Origin of the sequence: Pseudomonas palleroniana (assembly GCF_003031675.1) — a bacterium.
Classification (GTDB): Bacteria; Pseudomonadota; Gammaproteobacteria; order Pseudomonadales; family Pseudomonadaceae; genus Aquipseudomonas; species Aquipseudomonas palleroniana.
In genome coordinates this window covers 46,419-67,423 of sequence record NZ_PYWX01000001.1, presented here as the reverse complement: position 1 = coordinate 67,423, position 21,005 = coordinate 46,419, and the positions used below count along the sequence as shown (strand labels likewise).

22 protein-coding genes are annotated in these 21,005 nt (G+C 61.8%); 12 read left to right on the top strand and 10 right to left on the bottom strand.

Features of this window, described 5'->3' with window-relative positions:
- Nucleotides 1-4: 4 nt before the first annotated feature.
- Nucleotides 5-757: a thioesterase II family protein gene (locus C9383_RS00345; RefSeq protein WP_090369564.1), complete on the bottom strand. Its 753-nt coding sequence runs from the start codon at nucleotides 755-757 to the stop codon at nucleotides 5-7.
- A 303-nt stretch (nucleotides 758-1,060) separates the two neighbouring features.
- On the opposite strand from C9383_RS00345, the gene C9383_RS00340 reads away from it, so the two are divergent.
- The gene (locus C9383_RS00340) at nucleotides 1,061-1,612 is read left to right on the top strand and encodes an RNA polymerase factor sigma-70 (RefSeq protein ID WP_060755994.1); all 552 of its coding nucleotides are present in this window, start codon (nucleotides 1,061-1,063) and stop codon (nucleotides 1,610-1,612) included.
- A gap of 2 nt (nucleotides 1,613-1,614) precedes the next feature.
- On the opposite strand, the gene C9383_RS00335 is transcribed toward C9383_RS00340, so the two are convergent.
- Both C9383_RS00335 and C9383_RS00330 read right to left on the bottom strand, forming a co-directional pair.
- Nucleotides 1,615-2,403 (bottom strand): substrate-binding periplasmic protein, encoded by a 789-nt coding sequence (locus tag C9383_RS00335; protein ID WP_090369562.1) that lies wholly within the window; start codon nucleotides 2,401-2,403, stop codon nucleotides 1,615-1,617.
- 91 nt (nucleotides 2,404-2,494) lie between these two features.
- On the bottom strand, nucleotides 2,495-3,118 hold the full coding sequence (locus tag C9383_RS00330) for a TetR/AcrR family transcriptional regulator (RefSeq protein ID WP_090369560.1): 624 nt from the start codon (nucleotides 3,116-3,118) through the stop codon (nucleotides 2,495-2,497).
- Nucleotides 3,119-3,271: 153 nt separating this feature from the next.
- Here C9383_RS00330 and C9383_RS00325 point away from each other — a divergent pair, with 153 nt between their 5' ends.
- The 8 genes from C9383_RS00325 (at nucleotide 3,272) to ppnP (ending at nucleotide 12,471) form a co-directional block, all read left to right on the top strand.
- Nucleotides 3,272-5,050, top strand: a complete 1,779-nt coding sequence (locus tag C9383_RS00325; RefSeq protein WP_090369558.1) for an acyclic terpene utilization AtuA family protein — start codon at nucleotides 3,272-3,274, stop codon at nucleotides 5,048-5,050.
- A gap of 12 nt (nucleotides 5,051-5,062) precedes the next feature.
- A complete protein-coding gene (locus C9383_RS00320; protein ID WP_090369556.1) occupies nucleotides 5,063-5,935 on the top strand; it encodes an SDR family oxidoreductase in 873 nt (290 codons plus the stop codon).
- 4 nt (nucleotides 5,936-5,939) lie between these two features.
- On the top strand, nucleotides 5,940-7,556 hold the full coding sequence (locus C9383_RS00315) for an acyl-CoA carboxylase subunit beta (RefSeq protein ID WP_090369554.1): 1,617 nt from the start codon (nucleotides 5,940-5,942) through the stop codon (nucleotides 7,554-7,556).
- A 16-nt stretch (nucleotides 7,557-7,572) separates the two neighbouring features.
- Nucleotides 7,573-8,730, top strand: a complete 1,158-nt coding sequence (gene atuD, locus C9383_RS00310; protein WP_090369552.1) for a citronellyl-CoA dehydrogenase — start codon at nucleotides 7,573-7,575, stop codon at nucleotides 8,728-8,730.
- Nucleotides 8,727-9,488: an enoyl-CoA hydratase/isomerase family protein gene (locus C9383_RS00305; RefSeq protein ID WP_090369551.1), complete on the top strand. Its 762-nt coding sequence runs from the start codon at nucleotides 8,727-8,729 to the stop codon at nucleotides 9,486-9,488. Before atuD ends, C9383_RS00305 begins: the two co-directional genes overlap by 4 nt.
- A 104-nt stretch (nucleotides 9,489-9,592) precedes the next feature.
- Nucleotides 9,593-11,482, top strand: coding sequence for an acetyl-CoA carboxylase biotin carboxylase subunit (locus C9383_RS00300; protein ID WP_090369549.1), 1,890 nt, complete (start codon nucleotides 9,593-9,595; stop codon nucleotides 11,480-11,482).
- A 97-nt stretch (nucleotides 11,483-11,579) separates the two neighbouring features.
- Nucleotides 11,580-12,122 carry a 3'-5' exonuclease gene (locus tag C9383_RS00295; protein WP_060756003.1) on the top strand — a complete coding sequence of 181 codons (543 nt, stop codon included), beginning with the start codon at nucleotides 11,580-11,582 and terminating at the stop codon, nucleotides 12,120-12,122.
- 64 nt (nucleotides 12,123-12,186) lie between these two features.
- A complete protein-coding gene (gene ppnP, locus C9383_RS00290) occupies nucleotides 12,187-12,471 on the top strand; it encodes a pyrimidine/purine nucleoside phosphorylase (RefSeq protein ID WP_060756004.1) in 285 nt (94 codons plus the stop codon).
- Between the two features lie 48 nt (nucleotides 12,472-12,519).
- Here the strand turns inward: ppnP and C9383_RS00285 are convergent, their stop codons facing one another.
- Both C9383_RS00285 and C9383_RS00280 read right to left on the bottom strand, forming a co-directional pair.
- Nucleotides 12,520-13,326 carry an MOSC domain-containing protein gene (locus tag C9383_RS00285; RefSeq protein ID WP_090369547.1) on the bottom strand — a complete coding sequence of 269 codons (807 nt, stop codon included), beginning with the start codon at nucleotides 13,324-13,326 and terminating at the stop codon, nucleotides 12,520-12,522.
- A gap of 195 nt (nucleotides 13,327-13,521) precedes the next feature.
- Entirely contained in the window at nucleotides 13,522-14,448 is a 927-nt protein-coding gene (locus tag C9383_RS00280; protein WP_060756006.1) for a chemotaxis protein CheV, read from the bottom strand.
- Nucleotides 14,449-15,002: 554 nt separating this feature from the next.
- Here C9383_RS00280 and C9383_RS00275 point away from each other — a divergent pair.
- The 3 genes from C9383_RS00275 (at nucleotide 15,003) to C9383_RS00265 (ending at nucleotide 17,357) form a co-directional block, all read left to right on the top strand.
- On the top strand, nucleotides 15,003-15,452 hold the full coding sequence (locus tag C9383_RS00275; protein ID WP_174554034.1) for a hypothetical protein: 450 nt from the start codon (nucleotides 15,003-15,005) through the stop codon (nucleotides 15,450-15,452).
- 355 nt (nucleotides 15,453-15,807) lie between these two features.
- Nucleotides 15,808-16,701, top strand: coding sequence for a sensor histidine kinase (locus C9383_RS00270; protein WP_060756007.1), 894 nt, complete (start codon nucleotides 15,808-15,810; stop codon nucleotides 16,699-16,701).
- Nucleotides 16,698-17,357 carry a response regulator transcription factor gene (locus C9383_RS00265; RefSeq protein ID WP_090369544.1) on the top strand — a complete coding sequence of 220 codons (660 nt, stop codon included), beginning with the start codon at nucleotides 16,698-16,700 and terminating at the stop codon, nucleotides 17,355-17,357. The genes C9383_RS00270 and C9383_RS00265 overlap by 4 nt, the downstream gene beginning before the upstream one ends.
- On the opposite strand, the gene yegS is transcribed toward C9383_RS00265, so the two are convergent.
- The 5 genes from yegS to C9383_RS00240 all read right to left on the bottom strand — a co-directional run bounded on the left by yegS (nucleotide 17,316) and on the right by C9383_RS00240 (nucleotide 20,987).
- A complete protein-coding gene (gene yegS, locus C9383_RS00260; RefSeq protein WP_090369542.1) occupies nucleotides 17,316-18,236 on the bottom strand; it encodes a lipid kinase YegS in 921 nt (306 codons plus the stop codon). The genes C9383_RS00265 and yegS overlap by 42 nt on opposite strands.
- 201 nt (nucleotides 18,237-18,437) lie before the next feature.
- The gene (locus tag C9383_RS00255; protein ID WP_060756010.1) at nucleotides 18,438-18,830 is read right to left on the bottom strand and encodes a DUF2802 domain-containing protein; all 393 of its coding nucleotides are present in this window, start codon (nucleotides 18,828-18,830) and stop codon (nucleotides 18,438-18,440) included.
- Complete coding sequence (locus C9383_RS00250) at nucleotides 18,831-19,313, bottom strand: chemotaxis protein CheW (protein WP_060756011.1); 483 nt, start codon at nucleotides 19,311-19,313, stop codon at nucleotides 18,831-18,833.
- A 79-nt stretch (nucleotides 19,314-19,392) separates the two neighbouring features.
- Nucleotides 19,393-20,199, bottom strand: coding sequence for a CheW domain-containing protein (locus tag C9383_RS00245; protein ID WP_090369540.1), 807 nt, complete (start codon nucleotides 20,197-20,199; stop codon nucleotides 19,393-19,395).
- Entirely contained in the window at nucleotides 20,199-20,987 is a 789-nt protein-coding gene (locus C9383_RS00240) for a ParA family protein (protein WP_060756013.1), read from the bottom strand. The genes C9383_RS00245 and C9383_RS00240 overlap by 1 nt, the downstream gene beginning before the upstream one ends.
- Nucleotides 20,988-21,005 lie beyond the last annotated feature (18 nt).

The window sequence follows — 21,005 nt, the reverse complement described above, 5'->3', positions numbered from 1 at the left end:
GCGTTCAGCCGGCGATTCGCTGCCGCGTCGTGCCAGTGCGCCAACGGCTCAGGTGCTCATCGGCATAACGACGCAGGCAGCGCAGCACGGCGCTTTCGTGCTGCACGAGAAAGAAGTGATGACCGTCGAACATGTCCAGGGAGAAGCCACTGGCGGCATCGATCTGCCAGTCCAGCAACTGGTCGGCACGCACGCTGTCTTGCTTGCCGCCGAACACATGGATGGGCATGCCCAGCGGCTCGCGCTCGCCATACTTGAAGCTGCCGCACAGCAGGAAATCGGCGCGCAGGATCGGCAGCATCAACTGCATCAATTCAGGGTTGGCCAGGGCCTCTTCGGCGGTGCCCTGTAGTTCACGCAGGCGGGCGAGCAATTGTTCGTCGGTCTTTTCGATGGCGTATTCACTGACATCGCGACGGGCCGGGCCAGCGGTGCCGGAGGCGAACAGCGCCAGTGGCGCGGGCACATCGCGCAGGCTTAGCGCATGGGCCAACTCAAAAGCCAGCAGGCCACCGAGGCTATGACCGAACAGCACGTAGGGACCGTCCAGGTGGCGGCTGATTTCATCGGCAAGCTGGGCCGCCAATGCCTTGATATCGCGCTGCAACGGCTCGTCCATACGCGTGCCGCGCCCCGGCAATTCCAGCGGACACACTTGCAACCAGTCCGGCAAGGCACGGCGCCAGCGCGTGTACACCGAGGCGCTGGCGCCCGAATGGGGCAGGCAGAACAGGCGCAGTCGGGTGGATGTGCTCATGGTTTGAGAACTCCCCACTGAAACACGCTGTTTGCACGGTAAAAACCCATCTCGCCCTCCTGCGGGTGCTGATCCTTGGCCGTTTCGCTAACGGACCTGTCACCCATGAGAACGGACGGAGCCGGCAAATAATTAGTCGCCCGGGACGCGCGAGACGCGGTTCACACCTTGCAGAAAGGCATAGGATTAGTTCTTTCTCTCATTTGACAATAATTATCATTAAGCATAATTTGTTGCCCGATGTGTAGGAGGCTTCAGCACGGACGCCCTCCCCTAACCTCTTTTGCGACAAGGTGAATTTCCATGACGGAACCAGTATCCACAGGCAGGTGCGACTCACCGCTTCTCCAGGCATTCGTCGACAATCGACTGATCCTGGTGAAGATTGCGGCCAGAATTACCGGCTGTCGCTCCCGCGCTGAAGACGTCGTGCAAGACGCCTTCTTCCGCTTGCAGTCAGCGCCGACGATCACTTCATCGTTCAAGGCCCAACTGAGTTATCTGTTCCAGATCGTGCGCAACCTGGCGATCGACCACTACCGCAAGCAGGCGCTGGAACTCAAGTATTCGGGACCGGAAGAGGAAGGTCTGAATGTGGTGATTCACGGTGCATCACCGGAAACCTCGCACATTAATTTCAACACCCTGGAAAACATCGCCGACGCCCTGACGGAGTTGCCCCAGCGCACCCGCTATGCGTTCGAGATGTACCGCCTGCACGGCGTGCCGCAAAAGGACATCGCCAAGGAGCTGGGCGTATCGCCGACCCTGGTGAACTTCATGATCCGGGATGCGCTGGTGCATTGCCGCAAGGTGTCGGGCAGCCACAGCGATACGTTTGCGCGGCGGGTGTAGGTTCAGGGCACCGGCATCACATCGATGCGATACGGCTCGAAAATCTTCAGCATCTGGCCGTTATCGCGCAAATGCTTGAGCAACGCGGCGAACGCCTCCCCGGTGATCGGCGCTTTCGGCCGCAGCAAGGCGTAGTGGTGATACACCTGGTCGATGCGCTCCGAGACCAGGAATTTCCCCGCCATGTCCGCATTGCGCACCATGAAGTCACTCAGGTACGAACGCGTCACCAGCGCGATATCGGCACGCCCGCGCACGACCATCAGCAGGTTGCTGTCATGGGAATAGGTCAGCGTGGCGTTGAAGTGTTCGGCCAGGTATTTGGGGTCGGCGTTGAAGTTGGCGAAGGCGTAGTGATAACCGCTGAACACCGCGAGGCGCTTGCCGGTCAGGTCGGCGAAATAACGCTGGTCGCGCTCGGGCTCACGCTGGGCGACGAAAATTTCCGCATCCTCCAGGCCCATGTCGACACTGGTGTGAGGAATATCCTTCCAACCCCAAGCAGGGTTTTCGAAGATCGCCATATCGACCCGGCCCTGCTCGAAGTCCCTGAAACGCCGGGGGATCGAGGTCGGCACCAGTACAAACTGGTAGTCGCTTTGCAACGTATTCAGGGCTTCGACCAATTGCGGCAGTATCCCGGTGTCGGCCCCTTGTTCGGGACGCACGGTGTAGGGCGGAAAATGCGCGGCACCGATCCTCACCAGTTGCGCAGCAGAAGCCGGCATCCAGCCTCCGGTGCCCACGGCCCATAATGTAAGTCCTGCAGCCAGCCGCCATGGCGATAACATCAAGGCACACACCGTTTAAACTCTGATATCAGTAAGCTAGGCGTTTTTCTCAGGCGAGACAACTTTCGTCGCCAAATTAACAGCTTGCGCCTCAATCGGACTTCAGCACCATCAGCAGGGCTTCGTCAGCCAATTGCTCAAGTGTCAGGCTGCCCTGGGCACGAAACCAGGTGGTGGTCCAGGACAAGGCACCGGTCAGGAAGCGCCGCGTAATAAACACATCCCCCTTGATGTACCCGGCGGCCTTCGCCTCCTCCAGCACTTGCAGCCAGATATCTTCGTACACATCGCGCAGCGCCAATACCCGGGCCTGGCCTTCGGCCGACAGTGAGCGCCATTCGTAGACCAGCACCGCCATGGCCTCGCCACTGCCGCCCATGATCGACTGCAATTCGCAGCGGATCAGCGCCAGCACCCGTTCGCGCACGTTGCTCGCCTCCTCGAGGGAAGCACGCATCATCGCGGTGTTGTAGTGAATGGTTTCCTCCATCACCGCACGCAGAATCTCGTCCTTGCTCTTGAAGTGATGAAAGATGCTGCCGGACTGAATGCCCACGGCACCGGCCAAGTCACGCACCGTGGTGCGTTCAAAGCCCTTGTTGCGAAACAGGTGAGCCGCGGTTTGCAGCAATTTGCCCCGGGCGCTGTCGGGGTCGGTCAATTGGCCGCCATCGACCATGGTGCGCATCACCCGCTGGGCTTTGTGCTCATCCATGCTGCTCTCCTTTATTTCTACTAACGTCTTGGGCGGCAATTTAGGCTGTGACCGCCACCCAAGCAAGCGCTTGGGCAGAACTTGTGTCGGGAGTTTACAAACCAAGCGCTTGCTTGGTAGTCTCGACAACAGCCATTCGAGGAAGGATTTCTCATGAGCAAGACGGTTCGTATCGGCTGCGCCAGCGCTTTCTGGGGCGATACCACCACGGCTGCCGCCCAGTTGGTGCATGGCGGCACGCTGGACTACCTGGTGTTCGACTACCTGGCGGAAGTCACAATGTCGATCCTCGCCGGGGCGCGCTTGAAAGATCCCCAGGCCGGCTACGCCACCGACTTCGTCGAGGTGCTCACGCCATTGTTGGCCGAGATCCGGCGCCAGGGCATCCGCGTGATCAGCAACGCCGGGGGCATCCATCCACAAGCCTGCGCTGCGGCGCTCCAGGCGGCCTGCGATGAAGCCCGGCTGCCGCTGAAAATCGCCGTGCTGCTGGGCGACGACCTGCAACCCCGGCTCAAGCAACTGCACGGCGTCACCGACCTGTTCAACGGCGCGCCGCTGCCGCCGGCCTGCGTGTCCGCCAACGCTTATCTCGGCGCTCCCGGCATCGTCCAGGCGCTGGCGCTGGGTGCCGATATCGTCATCACCGGCCGGGTGGTCGACAGCGCCGTGGTCAGTGCCGCACTGGTGCATGAGTTCGGCTGGTCCTGGCAGGACTATGACCGCCTGGCCCAAGCCGCCCTGGCCGGGCACATTATCGAATGCGGCGCACAGTGCACCGGCGGCAACTTCACCGATTGGCGCGACGTGCCGGACTACGAACACATCGGCTTCCCCATCGTCGAGGTGAGCGCCGACGGCCAGTTCACCGTGAACAAAGTCGAGGGTACGGGCGGATTGATCAGTGAACTCAGCGTGGCCGAGCAACTGCTATATGAAATCGGCGACCCGCGTGCGTACCTGTTGCCTGATGTGATCTGCGATTTCAGCCAGGTGCGCTTGCAGCAACAGGGCAAAAACTGCGTACGCCTGCACGGCGCCAAGGGCTTGCCGCCGACTGCGCAGTACAAAGTCAGCGCCACTTACCTGGATGGCTTTCGCTGTACCGCCAGTTGCCTGCTGGCCGGGATCGATGCGGTGGCCAAGGCCGAGCGCGTCAGCCAGGCAATCATCAACAAGACGTCGGAGCTGTTCAGCCAGCGCGGTTGGGGGCCCTACACCGATGTGAATATCGAACTGCTGGGCAGCGAAGCCACCTACGGCGCCCACGCCCAACGCCACGACAGCCGCGAAGTGGTGGTGAAACTCGCCGTGCGCCACCCGAACAAGCAGGCATTGCTGCTGTTCGCCCGTGAAATCGCCCAGGCGGCGACCGGCATGGCACCGGGCCTGACCGGCATCGTCGGTGGGCGACCTTCGGTCTACCCGTTGATCCGTCTGTTTTCGTTCCTGGTCGACAAAACCGCGTGTGAGCCGCTGGTCGAATGCCAAGGTCATCGCCACGCCTGCGCGTTACCGCCCGTGCATGCGCTCGCCACGCCGGCCGCACCGCTTGATCCACCCAAGCCTCAAGGCCGCGCAGATGCCAGCGTACCGCTGGTGAAACTCGCCGTAGCGCGCTCCGGGGACAAGGGCAACCACAGCAACATCGGCGTGATCGCCCGCGACCCCGAGTACCTGCCGTGGATCGCCGAAGCGCTGACCCCGGAAGTGATCGTCGATTGGATGAGCCATGTGCTCGATCCCCTGCATGGCCGCGTCGAGCGCTGGTATTTGCCCGGCAGCCACAGCCTGAATTTCCTGCTGGAAAACGCCCTGGGCGGCGGTGGTATCGCCAGCCTGCGCATCGACCCGCAAGGCAAGGCGTTTGCCCAGCAACTGCTGGAAATCCCCATTGCCGTGCCGCAGCACATTGCCGATCAACTTCGCTAAAGGACCGTTGCCGTGGCCTTCGACTCGATCTTCAAAGCCAACCTGTTCCAAGGGCAAACCGTGATTGTCACGGGAGGCGGCAGCGGTATTGGCCGCTGCACCGCCCATGAACTGGCGGCCCTGGGCGCCCAGGTAATACTCGTGGGGCGCAAACCGGAAAAACTCCAGGCAGTAGCGGCGGAGATAGCCCAGGACGGTGGCAACGCCTACTGGCAGGCGTGCGATATTCGCGATGAAGCGGCGGTCAAAGCACTCGTCAGCCAGCTCATCGGCGAGCACGGGCCGATCCACGGGCTGGTGAATAACGCCGGCGGCCAGTACCCATCGCCACTGGCCTCGATCAACCAGAAAGGTTTTGAAACCGTACTGCGTACCAACCTGGTCGGCGGCTTCCTGATGGCCCGTGAAGTGTTCAACCAATCCATGAGCCAGCACGGCGGCGCCATCGTCAACATGCTCGCCGACATGTGGGGCGGCATGCCTGGCATGGGTCACTCCGGAGCGGCCCGCTCGGGCATGGACAACTTCACCAAGACCGCCGCGTTCGAATGGGGTTATGCCGGTGTGCGGGTCAATGCCGTGGCGCCGGGCTGGATTGCCTCCAGCGGCATGGACACTTACGAAGGCGCGTTCAAGGCGGTGATCCCGACGTTGCGCGAACAGGTGCCGCTCAAGCGCATCGGCACCGAGTCGGAGGTCAGCGCCGCCATTGTGTTCCTGCTCAGCCCCGCCGCGGCCTTTATCAGCGGCAGCACCCTGCGCATCGACGGCGCCGCCAGCCTGGGTAGCCGCGCCTGGCCGCTGCACAAGGCGCAGCCACCCAGCGCGCCGTTCAATGGTTTCCATCGTGCGTCTGTGCCCGATGTGCTCAAGGCGGAGCAATAACACCATGCCGGTGATCGAAACCCAGATCGACGTCCATAGCCCGCAATTCGCGCAAAACCGCGAAGCCCTGTTGACCAGCCTTCAACAACTGCACCAACTGCAACAGCAGTTGCTGAGCAAAGCGCAGGAGGCCAAACCCAAGTTCGAACGGCGCAACCAACTGCTGCCCCGCGAACGCCTCAACCTGCTGCTGGACCCCGGCGCACCGTTCCTTGAACTGGCGAGCCTGGCCGGCTACAAACTCCACGATGACAAGGACGGCAGCGCCGCCGGCGGTGGCTTGATCGCCGGCATCGGCTACGTCAGTGGCGTGCGCATGCTGGTGGTGGCCAATAACAGTGCGATCAAGGGCGGGACCATTTCCCCCACGGGCCTGAAGAAATCCCTGCGCCTGCAACAGATCGCCATGGAGAACAAACTGCCGGTGGTGACCCTGGCGGAAAGTGGCGGCGCGAACCTCAACTATGCCGCCGAGATTTTTGTCGAAGGCGCCCGCAGCTTTGCCAATCAGGCACGCATGTCGGCCATGGGCTTGCCGCAGATCACCGTGGTGCATGGCTCCGCCACGGCGGGTGGGGCCTATCAGCCCGGGTTGTCGGATTACGTGGTGGTCGTGCGCGGCAACGCCAAGCTGTTCCTCGCAGGGCCGCCTCTGCTCAAGGCCGCCACCGGCGAAGTGGCGACCGATGAAGCCTTGGGCGGTGCGCAAATGCATGCGCAAACCGCCGGCACGGCGGAGTACCTGGCGGAAAATGATGCGGACGGCGTGCGTATCGTGCGCGAAATCGTCGCCCTGCTGCCCTGGAATGACCGACTGCCGCCCGCCCCGAAGCGGCCTTACACAGAACCGTTGTATCCCATCGACGAACTGCTGGGGTTGATCCCCGATGACCCGAAAAAGCCCTACGACGTGCGTGAAATCCTCGCGCGCCTGGCAGACGGCTCCGCCTTCCTCGAATTCAAGGGCGAGTTCGATGCCCACACCGTGTGCGGCCACTTGCACATCCAGGGCCGTGCGCTGGGCGTGATCGGCAACAACGGCCCGATCACGCCCAAGGGGGCCAGCAAAGCCGCGCAGTTTATCCAGCTATGCGACCAGAGCCGCACGCCGCTGCTGTTCCTGCACAACACCACCGGTTTCATGGTCGGCACCGAATCGGAGCAGCAAGGCGTGATCAAGCATGGCGCGAAGATGATCCAGGCCGTGGCGACGGCGCGGGTGCCTAAACTCACGATTGTGGTCGGCGGCTCCTACGGTGCCGGCAACTACGCGATGTGCGGTCGCGGCCTGGACCCACGGTTCATCTTCGCCTGGCCCAACAGCCGCACGGCGGTGATGGGCGGCGCGCAGGCCGGCAAGGTGTTGCGCATCGTCACCGAAGCCAAACAACTGAAAGACGGCCTGGTGCCCGACCCCAAGGTGCTGGACATGCTGGAACAGGTCACCGCACAGAAACTCGACAGCCAGTCCACTGCGCTGTATGGCAGTGCCAACCTGTGGGATGACGGGCTGATAGACCCCCGCGATACGCGCACGTTGCTGGGGTTGCTGCTGGATATCTGCCACGAAGCCGAGGTCAGGCAGTTGCAGCCCAACAGTTTTGGCGTGGCGCGTTTCTAACAGGAGAACAACAACAATGATCTTCACCCAGGAACACCAGGAACTGCGCCGCACCGTCCGTGCCTTTGTCGACCGCGAGATCAACCCGTATGTGGATGAATGGGAAAAAGCCGGGCGCTTTCCCATCCACCACATCTTTCGCAAAGCCGGCGAGCTGGGCCTGCTGGGCATTTCCAAGCCTGAGGCATTCGGCGGCATGGGCCTGGACTACAGCTATTCGATTGTCGCCGCCGAAGAATTCGGCACCATTCGTTGCGGCGGTATTCCCATGTCCATTGGCGTGCAAACCGATATGTGCACCCCGGCCCTCGCCCGCTTCGGCTCCGATGAATTGCGCGACGAGTTCCTCCGGCCAGCCATCAGCGGCGAACAAGTGGGCTGTATCGGCGTCTCGGAAACCGGCGCCGGCTCCGATGTGGCCGGGTTGAAAACCCATGCGCGCAAGGACGACGGCGACTATGTGATCAACGGCAGCAAAATGTGGATCACCAACTCCCCCAGCGCCGACTTTATCTGCCTGCTGGCCAACACCTCCGACGACAAACCGCACATCAACAAGTCGCTGATCATGGTGCCGATGAACACGCCCGGCATCCGTGTCAGCCCGCCCCTGGAAAAACTCGGCATGCACAGTTCCGAGACCGCGCAGGTGTTCTTCGATGACGTGCGCGTGCCCCAGCGTAACCGTATCGGCCACGAAGGCGCGGGCTTCATGATGCAGATGCTGCAATTCCAGGAAGAACGCCTGTTTGGCGCGGCCAATATGATCAAGGGCCTGGAGTACTGCATCGACAGCACGATCGACTACTGCAAGGAGCGCCAGACGTTCGGCAAGGCGCTGATCGACAACCAGGTGATCCACTTTCGCCTGGCTGAATTGGCCACCGAAATCGAATGCCTGCGCGCCCTGGTGTACCAGGCCACCGAGCAATACATCAAAGGCCAGGACGTCACGCGCCTGGCCTCCATGGCCAAGCTCAAGGCCGGGCGCCTGGGGCGCGAGGTCAGCGACAGTTGCCTGCAATACTGGGGCGGCATGGGCTACATGTGGGACAACCCGGTGGCCCGCGCCTACCGCGACGTGCGGCTGGTGTCGATCGGCGGCGGGGCCGATGAAATCATGCTGGGCATCCTCTGCAAACTGATGGGCACCTTACCCGGTAAAAAGTCATGAACACCCTGTTGCTCGAAGCACATCACGGCGTGCTGCACATCACCCTCAACCGACCCGAATGCCGCAATGCGATGAGCCTGGAAATGGTCAATGAACTGCGCACGGTGCTGGCAGGGCTGGACAGCCAGATACGGGCGTTGGTGATCACAGGCGTCGGCGGGCATTTCTGTGCCGGCGCGGATGTGAAGGATATGCTCCACGCCGGCGATCAGTTACAGGCATTGAATCGGGCGTTCGGCACGCTGTTGCAGCAAGTTGAAGCGCTGCCGCAGGTGGTGATCGTGGTGTTGCAAGGCGCGGTGCTGGGTGGCGGGTTTGGCTTGGCGTGTGTGAGTGATATCGCGATTGCCGATCATCAGGCGCAGTTCGGCTTGCCGGAGACCCGCCTGGGCCTGCTGCCGGCGCAGATAGCGACGTTTGTGGTCAAGCGAATCGGGCTGACCCAGGCACGCCGATTGGCGCTGACGGCGGCGCGGTTTGATGGGGTGCAAGCTGAGCGGTTGGGCGTGGTGCATTTTGTCGAGACGGATCCGCAGGCCCTGGCGCAGCGCCTGGATGAGGTGTTGGGCGAGGTGCTCAAGTGCGCACCCGGGGCGAATGGACGGACCAAGGCGCTGTTGCTGGCCAGCGTGGATGAGCCGCTCGAGAACGTATTGGATCGGGGGGCACAGTGGTTTGCCGAGGCCTTCAGGGGGGAGGAAGGGATCGAGGGGACACAGGCCTTTGTGCAAAAGCGTCAGCCTGAGTGGTGCAAATGATGCCATCGGGAGCAAGCCCCCTCCCACCGTTGGAATGCATTTCAACAATGGGGCTTGCTCCCGATGAGGCCCGAACCGCCCCCCATCAACCAAGGGACAACTCAATGCCCGCATTCAGCAAAATCCTGATCGCCAACCGCGGTGAGATCGCCTGCCGTATCCAGCGCACCGCCCAAGCCCTGGGCTACCGCACCGTGGCCGTCTACAGCGACGCCGACGCCGAGGCACTGCACGTCCAGATGGCCGACGAAGCCGTCAACATCGGCCCCGCGCCCGTACAACAGTCCTACCTGGACATCCCGGCCATTCTCGATGCCGCCAGGAAAACCGGCGCCGACGCCGTCCACCCCGGCTACGGCTTCCTCTCCGAAAACGCCCGATTCGCCAAAGCCTGCCTGGAGGCCGGCTTGACCTTCATCGGCCCCAGCGTCGAGGCCATCGAACTGATGGGCAGCAAACGCCTGTCCAAACTCGCCATGCTCGACGCCGGTGTGCCCTGTGTTGCGGGCTACCAAGGCGAGCAACAAGACAACGCCACGCTACAACAGCAAGCCAACCGCATCGGCTACCCGCTGATGATCAAAGCCAGCGCCGGCGGCGGCGGGCGTGGCATGCGCCTTGCGCAGGATGCCGACGCCCTGCTGGAGAATCTGCACACCGCCCGCTCCGAAGCCAAAAACGCGTTTGGCAGCGACGAACTGATCCTCGAACAAGCGTTGATCGACCCGCGCCACGTCGAGATCCAACTGTTCGGCGACCAACACGGCAACCTCATCTACCTGGGCGAGCGCGACTGCTCGATCCAACGCCGTCACCAGAAAGTCATCGAAGAAGCCCCCTGCCCCATCATGACGCCCGTGTTGCGCCAGGCCATGGGCGAAGCCGCCCTCAAGGCCGGGCGCGCGGTGAATTACGTGGGTGCGGGCACCGTGGAATTTTTGCTCGACCGCGACGGCCGGTTCTACTTCCTCGAAATGAACACCCGCCTGCAGGTGGAACACCCGGTCACTGAACTGATCACAGGCCTGGATCTGGTGGACTGGCAGTTGAAAATCGCCGCCGGCGACCCGCTGCCGCTGAAACAGGCCGATGTGCGCCTGAGCGGCCACGCCATGGAAGTGCGCCTGTATGCCGAAGACCCGGCCCAGGACTTTATGCCGCAAACCGGAGATGTGCTGCGCTGGGAGCCGGCCGCCGGTGTGCGGACTGACCACGGCGTATTGCAAGGCCAGCGCATCAGCCCGTTCTATGATGCGATGCTCGGCAAGATCATCGCCCACGGCACTACCCGTGAAGAGGCCCGACGCAAGCTGCTGCGCGCAGTGCAAGACACCCTGCTGCTGGGCGTGACCACCAACCAACGGTTGCTGGCCGACCTGCTCAAGCATCCGGATTTTATCGCAGGCGATTTCAGTACCGGCTTTATCGCCGAGCACTTCAGCGAAGTCCCGCCTCAGGCCGCGACAAAAGAACAACTCGCGCTGGCCGCCGCGCTGTTTTATCAACACAGCGCCAGTGCGCATGCACCGGCTCTGGCGGGCTGGAGCAACAATCCCAGCGCCAGTGCGCCTTGGGCCTGCCGCCTGGAGGTCAACGGTGAAATCCACAACGTCAGTGCCGCCCCCCTGCAACTCAGCACCGATGGCGGGTATGCCACCCTGGAACTCGACGGCATTCGCCGACGTGTCGCCTACCACCTTGAGGGCACCCGGTTATGGCTGCCGGGTCTCAGCATTACCCACTGCACCCAGCCAGTCGCCGGCCGCCAGACGAGCGCCGGCAGCGGCACGGTCAAAGCGCCGATGGACGGTGCCATTGTCGACATCCGCGTGAGCGCCGGGCAAACCGTCACCAAAGGCCAACTGCTGCTGGTGCTCGAAGCGATGAAAATGGAGCATCCGCTCACCGCCGGCATCGATGGGGTCATCAAAGGCGTGCAGGTGATGACCGGCGATCAGGTGCGCAATCGCCAAGTGCTGCTGGAGATCGAATAGCGGCAGCCCTGGGCCTCGATGAAAAAACAGCGCGGAACTACAAGGTCACGCTACGCTCTATCCCCATCAGGAAACAAAGAGTACGGGAACCTGCGCGATGCCTCATTGGCTGATTATTGACCTTGAAGCCACAACGGATGAAGGCGGCTGGCCCGTGACGGAGATGGAAGTCATCGAGATCGGCGCCAGCCTGGTCAACCGCCAGGGCCGTGAACTGGATCATTTCCAGCGCTTTGTGCGGCCGCTGCGTCGCCCCTTGCTGACGCCCTTCTGCCGCCAACTGACCCATATCACCCAGGCCAATATCGATGCTGCCGCCCCGCTCAGCGAGGTGTGGCCACTGTTCGAGCGCTGGCTGGGCCAGCATCAGACACGCCTGGAAGGCTGGGCCAGCTGGGGCGACTACGATCGTGTGCAACTGGAACTGGAATGGCAGCGCAATGACCTGACCAGCGTCCTGGCGCAAACGACCCACGTCAATCTCAAGCAGCGCTTCGCCAAGGCCCGGCGCCTGGACAAGCCGCTGGGGCTCAATGGCGCCCTGCAATTGGCGGGGATGCAGTTCCATGGCCAGCAACATCGCGCGCTGGAAGATGCACGCAACACCGCGCGCCTGCTGCCGTTGATTTTGCCGGTCTAGGCAGCTCCTCCGGGCTTGGGCATACTGGCCGACCTTTCCAGACCCTTTTTCCGAGGATTCACCCATGTTTAAAGTCAATGAGTACTTCGACGGCACCGTCAAGTCGATCGCTTTCGGCACCGCAGAGGGTCCGGCGACTATCGGCGTGATGGCCCCGGGTGAATACGAGTTCGGCACCGCCCAGCGTGAAATCATGCACGTGGTATCCGGCGCACTGACCGTCAAACTGCCGGAAGCCAGCGAGTGGGAAACCTTCGCCGCCGGCAGCCAGTTCAACGTACCGGCCAACAGCAAGTTCCAGCTGAAGGTCGCGGTGGACACCGCTTACCTGTGCGAATACCGCGGCTGAGTTTCAGCCCGACAAAAAAATGCCCGTCTCGCAGGAGACGGGCATTTTTTATTCCAGGATCGTGACCGGCATGCCGACTTCGAGATAGCCGATGCCATCGTTGACCAGGTTCTGGCCGAACATCGCGCCACTTTCCGTCTTGCGATAGCTATCGAGCGTGGCGAAAGGTTCGCGGTCGGCACTACGCTCGCCGGTGGCGGGGTCGATCGTGGTGAGAATGCAGCGTGAACACGGTTTGACCACGCGCAACTCGATGTCGCCAATGCGCAGGCGCTTCCAGCCGTCTTCGGCAAAGGCTTCCCCCCCTTCGATCACCAGGTTGGGACGAAAACGCAGCATCTCCATCGGGCGGCCAACGTGCCGCGAAAGATCGTCCAGAGAGCCCTGGCCGATCAGCAACAGCGGGTAGCCGTCGGCAAACGCCACTTGATCGTCGTCGTTGCCGAACCCCGCCTCGGTGGTACGGGCGCGGGCCAGCGGCATCTGCACCAGCCGCGTGGGCTTGCCGATAAACTCACTGACCCAGGCGGCGGCCGCATCCCCGGCATCCGGCACGCGCAAGGTATCGCGCCAGATGGTCACGCCGCGCAACTCGGCGTCACTGCCGGGCAAGGCCACCTCAAGCGACGCAAAGCCTGGGGTGCTGAGGGTCAAGCCACCGGCTGCGTTCCACAGCGCCGATAGCTGGCTCATCTTCGCCACCGCCCGTTGCGTCAGGAAACGCCCACTGGCCTCGTCCACCAGCATCCAGCGTCGGTCCCCTTCCAGCCCCAGTTTATCCAGGCCGATCCGCTGCAAGACCTCGGCCTTGCCGGACTTCAAAGGGTAACGGTACAACGCGCTGAGACGAAGCATGAGCCTGCTTTCCTGGAGGATAAAGCGCCACCCTATACGAGCAGGCCCCCAGAATCAAAACCCCCTTGTAGTGAGCGGGCTCGCCCCGCGCTGGGGGGCGCAGCCGCCCCAACAGGGACGCCGCGGTGTATCAGAAAAACCGAGGTGCCTGGATTTGGGGCGGCTGCGCCCCCCAGCGCGGGGCAAGCCCGCTCACTACAGATCCAGCGTCAGGCGTTGGCGGACTACGTCCACCAGTTTGTCCGGCTGGAACTTGGACAGAAAGTTGTCGCAGCCGACCTTCTTGACCATCGACTCGTTGAAGCTGCCCGACAGCGAGGTGTGCAGCACCACATAGAGCCCGCGCAAGCGTGGATCGTTGCGGATCTCGGTGGTCAGGCGATAGCCGTCCATCTCGGGCATTTCGGCGTCGGTGAAGATCATCAGCAGTTTGTCGGTCATCACCTGGCCGCTGTCGGCCCAGGTCTTGAGCATATTCAGTGCCTTGAGGCCGTCGCTGGCGATGTGCATCTTCACGCCGAGCTGCCCGAGGGTGTCGCGCAGTTGCGCCAGGGCGACATTGGAGTCATCCACCAGCAGTACTTCGCGACCACGGGCGCGTTCCAGCACCGGGTCTTCGAGTTTTTCCCGGGAGACCTTGGCGTTATACGGCACGATCTCGGCGAGGACTTTTTCCACGTCGATGATTTCCACCAACTGATCATCGACCTTACTGATGGCGGTCAGGTAATGCTGACGGCCGGCGCTGGTCGGTGGTGGCAGGATGGCTTCCCAGTTCATGTTGACGATACGGTCCACGCCCCCCACCAGGAACGCCTGTACCGAGCGGTTGTACTCGGTGACGATAATGGTGCTGTCGGGCCCTGGCACCAGCGGACGCATGCCGATGGCCTGGGACAAGTCGATCACCGGCAGGGTCTGGCCACGCAGGTTGACCACGCCGCACACGAATGGATGGCGCTGGGGCATCAGGGTCAGCTTGGGCAGTTGCAGGACTTCCTGCACCTTGAACACATTGATCGCGAACAACTGCCGCCCGGCCAGGCGAAACATGAGAATCTCCAGGCGATTCTCACCCACCAGCTGCGTGCGTTGATCTACGGTGTCGAGAATGCCGGCCATTAAAAGCTCCTGATGTGCGCGTTGAATTCACGCTGAGAAATTGTGCAACTCAGTTAAGACTAGTTATCGGCGGCAATCGCCAGACCTTGACCCCAGTAAAATGCCACGTAAATCAGTTGATGTCACACTGACATCATGGTTTACTGAATTGCGCCTTCATCCGGCATTGCCGCAACGTCGCGCGACACCCGAATCGACGTAGGGTTCCATCGTATAAGGGATTCCCCTATACACAATCAGGTCCAACCTGATATTCGCGATATCTAATAGCCATTAATGTGACGCCATTCTCATTGCATGAATGGAGTCAGGCTTTTGTTTGCCACACCAAGCCCACATCCCACGGGTCTTCCAGGCACTCTGTCGGCGGCAACTAAAGTTGTGCAATCGCCCCGGACAGCGAGGGCCACGCGCGGCTTTTGTGGTCAATTCAATAACGTTCCTACTGCAATCTCAGAACCGACCTACAGATTCCAGTCATATTTCAGCAGTAGTTTTACGCCATTCACCCGGTGCGACATCTCATCACCCGACCTTATGTTGCGGAGACTTACATGATGAATAGCGCAAACGAATGGCAAACCACACTTCCCGAGTTCCTGCTGGAAGCCGAAATGCTGCTGGCCAAATCGGAAGAGTGCTTGAGCCACCTGCATTTGATTCGCAACGACAGCGATGCCATCGACTGCATGAAAGCCAGCCTCGCCAAGCTGGCGGAAAAAGCCGAAGGCCTGGCATTGCAGGCGATCAGTGAATTCTCCAGGCATCTGCAATGCCTGATTGCCAACGCCGTGAACCCCATGCAATTGCATGATCAGGCACTGGACGCCCTGCACGACTGCCTGACGCTGCTGGCCTGGCAACTGGAGTTGATCGACACGCGCACCGGCGAACTGGCGCTGGATGAAAGCGAACAAACAACGCTGATTGCGACGGTCACCTTGCAAATCCCACAAAAAGACTTCGGCAATAAGCCACAATCACGTTTGCACCACACGGTTTGAGCAATGACCAGGTCGTATTTAATCGGTTAGTTATCTAAAAACGACCTTGGGTTAGTCGGTCGAGGCGATCTTGCGCGGCCGATATATCAATTAGCCATGTCTGCAACCCGGTTCATTAATACAACTACTCACTCACTTTGAACTCTGGGATTACCACTCAGGGTATTGGCTTGGTTAATAAGCCAATCGAGCGAGGCGCCAGGCGACCGACGGTAATAGTGGTGGTACTATGCCCCGCTCGAAGTGACTCAACTTCATCATGTCCAAAAACGATTCGGCACCGTATTCCAAACAAAGGCCTGTCACCCCCCATGACCGGCTTTCCCGCAGCGAACCTTCATTGGCTCCATCCGCTATGTACGCCAGCCTCAAGTCACTCATCACAAGGTCCGTGTCCCGCAGCAATGCCCGCCGCCTGGTCCTCGCCTTGTGCCTGTGCTCGTTGCTGGTCAGCCTGTGGGCCTATAGCCACAACGCCCCCCTGCCGCTCTCGATCCTTCTGCTCAACCTCATCACCTTGATCGTGGTGGGCGTGCAGCAATGGCACTCGCGCAAATCCATCAAGTTCCAGCCCCAGGAACTGGCCGACCGCCTGCTGCAAGTCCAGGAAAACGAACGCCACCGGCTCAGCCGCGACCTGCACGATGACATCGGCCAATTGCTGACCGCCGCCAAACTGCAAAGCGAATGGCTCAAGCGCCGACTGCCGGACGACCTGCAAAGCCAATGCACGGTGCTGTGCAATACCCTGAATGAGACCCTGGCCAAAGTGCGTGACGTATCGGCGATTCTCAACCCGCGCCAGTTGGCCAGCCTGGGCCTGGAAGCCAGCCTGCGCGCGCACCTGCTCAAGACCCTGGAAAACACCCCGATCCACTGGAGCCTGGAATGCCAGCAACGGTTGACCGGCATCCCCGAAGAAATGGCCGTGGCCGCCTTTCGCATCACCCAGGAAGCGGTGACCAACATGCTCCGCCACGCCCAGGCGCAGAACCTGCGGGTGCGCCTGCAGCGCCTGCCCGAAGGCTTGTCGCTGATGATCTGCGATGACGGCCGTGGCTTTTCACCCGCGCCCAACCCGGGCCTGATGGGCCAGCGGGGCATGGCCGGCATGGTCGAACGGATCGATCAACTGGGAGGCTCTTTGTCCGTCAACAGCCAACCCGGCCAGGGCACACGGATCGACGCACTTTTCCCCTGGGCGCCCCGCGCCCTCGAACGGGCCAGCGCCCCTAAGGCTCTTGAGTGACTTGCACACTACTCCTGGTGGATGACCACGCTCTGATCCGGGCCGGCGTGCGCGCGCTGGTCCAGGATATCCCCGGCTACACCGTGATTGGCGAAGCCGACGATGGCGCGCAAGTGCTGGAGGCCTTCAGCACCTTGCAGCCGGACATCGTGCTGCTGGACCTGTCGATGAAACACACCGGTGGCCTGGATGCCTTGCAGCAGCTCAAGGCGGCCTACCCCAAGAGCAAGGTGCTGATCCTGTCGATGCACACCGACCCCGAGTTGATCATGCGCGCGCTGGAGTCCGGCGCCCACGGCTATCTGCTCAAGGACACCACGGCCAACGAGCTGGAACACGCCTTGCTGGCCCTGCGCAACAATGAGCGCTACCTGAGTCCCGCCATTGCCCACACCGTGATCAACCAGGCATTGATCCGCAGCCAGGGGCCGTCCTCTCCCGTCGCCCACAACCACACCCTCACGGCACGCCAGCTGGAGATCCTGCGCTTGATCGTGCGCGGTAAATCTACCCGGGAAATCGCCCAGGGGCTGGGCTTGAGCATCAAGACGGTGGAAGCCCATCGCTCGCAGATCATGAAGCGCCTGCAGATCTACGACGTCGCCGGCCTGGTGTTATTCGCCGTTCGCGAGCAGATCATCAGCCTGGACGACTAGGGGCGAGCCCAGCGGCAAGTGCACGCGCAAGGCCTTGGGCAACGCACTGAAGCGCAAATCGTCGCCCTGCAGCGGTTCGCCATCCAGGTTGATGTACAACCCTTCGGCCACCTTGATTTCGACCCAGGGCAAGCGTGCCCGCACAAACATATTGTCCAGGCCCCAGCCGTCACTCATCAGGGTCAGCAAAGTGCCGACCACTTCCTGGGGCGCCGGCAGAATGCTGATATCCAGCAAGCCATCATCGGCCAACGCGCCCGGGCACAACACATGCCCACCGCCCGCTTGGCGACCGTTGCCGATACCGAGCGCGAGCAGATCACCTTTCCAGTGAAAGCCGGGGCCTTCCAGCTCACCATAGGCCGCCTTCAATTCGCTGAATCGGGTCAGGCCGGTGAACAGGTAGGCGGCGCCGCCCAGGACCTTTTTCAGGTCTTCCGAGGTATTGGCGGTGACCTGGCTGCCGAAGCCGCCAGTGGCCATGTTGAGGAAGATTTGCCCGCCGGCCTGGCCGAGGTCGATGGCCCGAGGTGGCACGTCCAGCAGTGCCAATGCCTGTGCAGGTTCCAGCGGCACGCCGGCGGCGCGGGCGAAGTCGTTGGCGGTGCCCAGGGGCATCAGGACCAGGCTGGCGTCGGTCTTGGCCCGGGCCATGGCTTCGGCGACGTCACGCAGCGTACCGTCGCCGCCACCGGCGATGATGTGGGTGTAGCCGTCAGCCAGGGCTTCATTGACCAGGCGTTGGGCGTCGCCGCCTTCCCATGTGACCCGCACGGCCAACTCATCACCCTGCTCGCGCCGAGCCTGTACGGCCGCGCGCACGTCCTCGTTCAAGGCTTGTTTGCCGTGAAGGATCAATAGAGCTTTGGGGCTGGTCATGGGTGGGTGACTCCAGGGGTTGAGGGTTCCTGAAGGATGTGGACATTCGGTGAGGGGGAAAAAGTCATTGGGTGAGGGAAATTAATTCTTTGGGGCCCGAACAGCGACACTGTACGAGGGGGGCTGCCGATAAGGGTGGGCCAGTGGATGAATCGGGTGCCTGACCCACTGCAATCGGGAGCAAGCCCCCTCCCACAGGCTTCAGCTCTTGTGAAGTTTGCTCATCAACTGCGCCTCCGCCTGGGTCAACCCACACGACTGCGTCAGCTCATCCACCGTAGCGCCCATGCCGACCAACTTCGCCGCCTGGGCGAACGACAAGCTCGTCGGGTCGCGCTGTTCAATCTGCGCCAGCTTGTCCGGCAATGGCCCGAGGATGGCGCGCAGTTCATGCACCTCATCCCCCACCTTCACCGTCGTTTGCTGGAAGTGATCAACACGCTTGACCAGATCGATGATGCGTCGGTCACGCAAGGCATCGCGCTCAGCCTGCTGCTGGGCCAATTCCCGTTGCTGGCGCAGGTAGCGCAGCAGGAAAGCCAAAGTCCCGGCCCACAACAGGGCCAGGACAATCACCGCCGCCTCGAAGAACAATCAGATGCTCTCCAGTTCCGACCATTCTTCTTCGCTCATCATCTTGTCCAGCTCAACCAGAATCAGCAGCTCGTTGTTCTTGTTGCATACGCCCTGGATAAACTTGGCGGATTCTTCATTGCCCACGTTCGGCGCGGTTTCCACTTCCGATTGGCGCAGGTAAACCACTTCCGCCACGCTGTCGACCATGATCCCGACCACTTGCTTGTCGGCTTCGATGATCACGATACGCGTGTTGTCGCTGACTTCGACCGTGTCCAGGCCAAAACGCTGGCGGGTGTCGATCACCGTCACCACGTTGCCGCGCAGGTTGATGATGCCCAGCACATAGCTTGGCGCCCCCGGAACCGGAGCGATCTCGGTGTAGCGCAGCACTTCCTGCACGCGCATCACGTTGATACCGTAGGTTTCGTTGTCCAGTTTGAAGGTAACCCATTGCAGGATTGGATCTTCCGAACCTTGTGCGGACGCTGATTTGTTCATGCTTAGAACCCCTTCAATGCCGGCTCAACCGGCGTGTGTGCTTCGCTAACCGCATTCGCATGCGGGCCTTATTGTTCAATCAACTGCGCGGGTGCGCAGGCATCGACTTGACGGCACCGCTGGCGATCAATTCGGCCAGTTCGGCGACGTCGAGCAATGCGCACATATGTTCGATCACGGTGCCTGCCAGCCAGGGTCGTTGGCCACGGTGGCTGCGCCATTTGATTTCGTTCGGGTCCAGGCGCAACGAGCGGCTGACTTGATGCACCGCCAACCCCCATTCGTAGCCCTGCACCGAGATCACGTATTGCAAGCCCTGGCGAAAATCGTCGCGGTAGCGATCGGGCATCACCCAACGGGCGGTATCCAGCACTTTAAGATTACCGGCCTGGCTGGGCAGGATGCCGAGGAACCAATCCGGTTGCCCGAACAACGGTGTCAGTTCCTGGCCTTCCAGAGAATAGATCGAACCCAGGCACACCAACGGCACCGCCAGGGTCAGCCCGGCGACATCGAATAACAGGCATTCGAAGGGCTCGGCGGCCCAGTATGGGCGGCCGTCACCGGTGTCCGGCGGCGGTGTGATGCTCGGTGGCAGGTGCACATCTGCAACGGGCTCAACCACGACCGGCTCGACCGGCGCCACAACCGGCACTGCCGCCACGACCGGCACCACCACAGGGGCGACCACGACATGAGCGTCACGCGCCTGCTCTTCCAATACGGCCAGCTGGAATTCATCCAGCATAGTGTCTGCGGCGATGGCCGGTTCAAGTTCCAGCACCGGTTCCGGCGAAGGTTCCTCGGTCGCATCCTGCAGCAAGGCGTCCAGGTAGGACTCCAGTGCCAATTGCGGCCGGGTCTTGAGTTTGACAGGACGGTTCATCAAGCCACCTGCGCTACAAGCTGCTGGGCCAGCAGGTGCTTGAGCAACGCACGATAAGCCAGCACGCCACGGCTTTTGCCATCGAACTGCGAGGGCGTCAGGCCCGCGCGGCTGGCGTCACGCAAGCGCGTGTCGACCGGGATGTAGCCATTCCAGATGGTGTCCGGGTAGGCATCGCGTAATACCCGCAAGGTGCCGAGGGACGCTTGGGTACGGCGGTCGAACAAGGTCGGCACAATGCAGAACGGCAGCGCCTGTTTACGCGAGCGGTTGATCATCGCCAGGGTGCTGACCATGCGCTCCAGGCCTTTGACGGCCAAGTGCTCGGTCTGCACCGGGATCACCAGTTGCTGGCTGGCCGCCAAGGCGTTGACCATCAGCACGCCGAGCAACGGCGGGCTGTCGATAATGGCGTAGTCGAAGTCCTGCCACAGCTGCGCCAGGGTCTTGGCGATCACCAGGCCCAGCCCGCTCTGCCCCGGCGACTGGCGCTCAAGGGTCGCCAGCGCGGTGCTGGAGGGCAGCAGGGAAATGCTTTCGTTACTGGTGGGCAGCAGCAATTGCCCCGGCAAGTCGCTGGGTACGCTGCCCTTGTGCAGGAACAGGTCGTAGCAACTGTGCTCCAGCGCATCCGGGTCGTAGCCGAAATAGCTGGTCATGGAGCCATGGGGGTCGAGGTCGACCACGACCACACGCTTGCCCGCTTCGGCCAGCAAGCCGGCTAAGGCGATGGAGGTGGTGGTCTTGCCGACTCCACCCTTTTGATTGGCAACTGCCCAGACTCTCATTCGGTTGGTTCCTCCCGG

Coding starts and splice junctions, on each gene's coding strand:
- C9383_RS00345 (WP_090369564.1), bottom strand. CDS start 757: ATGAGCACATCCACCCGACTGCGCCTGTTCTGCCTGCCCCATTCGGGC.
- C9383_RS00340 (WP_060755994.1), top strand. CDS start 1,061: ATGACGGAACCAGTATCCACAGGCAGGTGCGACTCACCGCTTCTCCAG.
- C9383_RS00335 (WP_090369562.1), bottom strand. CDS start 2,403: ATGTTATCGCCATGGCGGCTGGCTGCAGGACTTACATTATGGGCCGTG.
- C9383_RS00330 (WP_090369560.1), bottom strand. CDS start 3,118: ATGGATGAGCACAAAGCCCAGCGGGTGATGCGCACCATGGTCGATGGC.
- C9383_RS00325 (WP_090369558.1), top strand. CDS start 3,272: ATGAGCAAGACGGTTCGTATCGGCTGCGCCAGCGCTTTCTGGGGCGAT.
- C9383_RS00315 (WP_090369554.1), top strand. CDS start 5,940: ATGCCGGTGATCGAAACCCAGATCGACGTCCATAGCCCGCAATTCGCG.
- atuD (WP_090369552.1), top strand. CDS start 7,573: ATGATCTTCACCCAGGAACACCAGGAACTGCGCCGCACCGTCCGTGCC.
- C9383_RS00305 (WP_090369551.1), top strand. CDS start 8,727: ATGAACACCCTGTTGCTCGAAGCACATCACGGCGTGCTGCACATCACC.
- C9383_RS00300 (WP_090369549.1), top strand. CDS start 9,593: ATGCCCGCATTCAGCAAAATCCTGATCGCCAACCGCGGTGAGATCGCC.
- C9383_RS00295 (WP_060756003.1), top strand. CDS start 11,580: ATGCCTCATTGGCTGATTATTGACCTTGAAGCCACAACGGATGAAGGC.
- ppnP (WP_060756004.1), top strand. CDS start 12,187: ATGTTTAAAGTCAATGAGTACTTCGACGGCACCGTCAAGTCGATCGCT.
- C9383_RS00285 (WP_090369547.1), bottom strand. CDS start 13,326: ATGCTTCGTCTCAGCGCGTTGTACCGTTACCCTTTGAAGTCCGGCAAG.
- C9383_RS00280 (WP_060756006.1), bottom strand. CDS start 14,448: ATGGCCGGCATTCTCGACACCGTAGATCAACGCACGCAGCTGGTGGGT.
- C9383_RS00275 (WP_174554034.1), top strand. CDS start 15,003: ATGATGAATAGCGCAAACGAATGGCAAACCACACTTCCCGAGTTCCTG.
- C9383_RS00270 (WP_060756007.1), top strand. CDS start 15,808: ATGTACGCCAGCCTCAAGTCACTCATCACAAGGTCCGTGTCCCGCAGC.
- yegS (WP_090369542.1), bottom strand. CDS start 18,236: ATGACCAGCCCCAAAGCTCTATTGATCCTTCACGGCAAACAAGCCTTG.
- C9383_RS00250 (WP_060756011.1), bottom strand. CDS start 19,313: ATGAACAAATCAGCGTCCGCACAAGGTTCGGAAGATCCAATCCTGCAA.
- C9383_RS00245 (WP_090369540.1), bottom strand. CDS start 20,199: ATGAACCGTCCTGTCAAACTCAAGACCCGGCCGCAATTGGCACTGGAG.
- C9383_RS00240 (WP_060756013.1), bottom strand. CDS start 20,987: ATGAGAGTCTGGGCAGTTGCCAATCAAAAGGGTGGAGTCGGCAAGACC.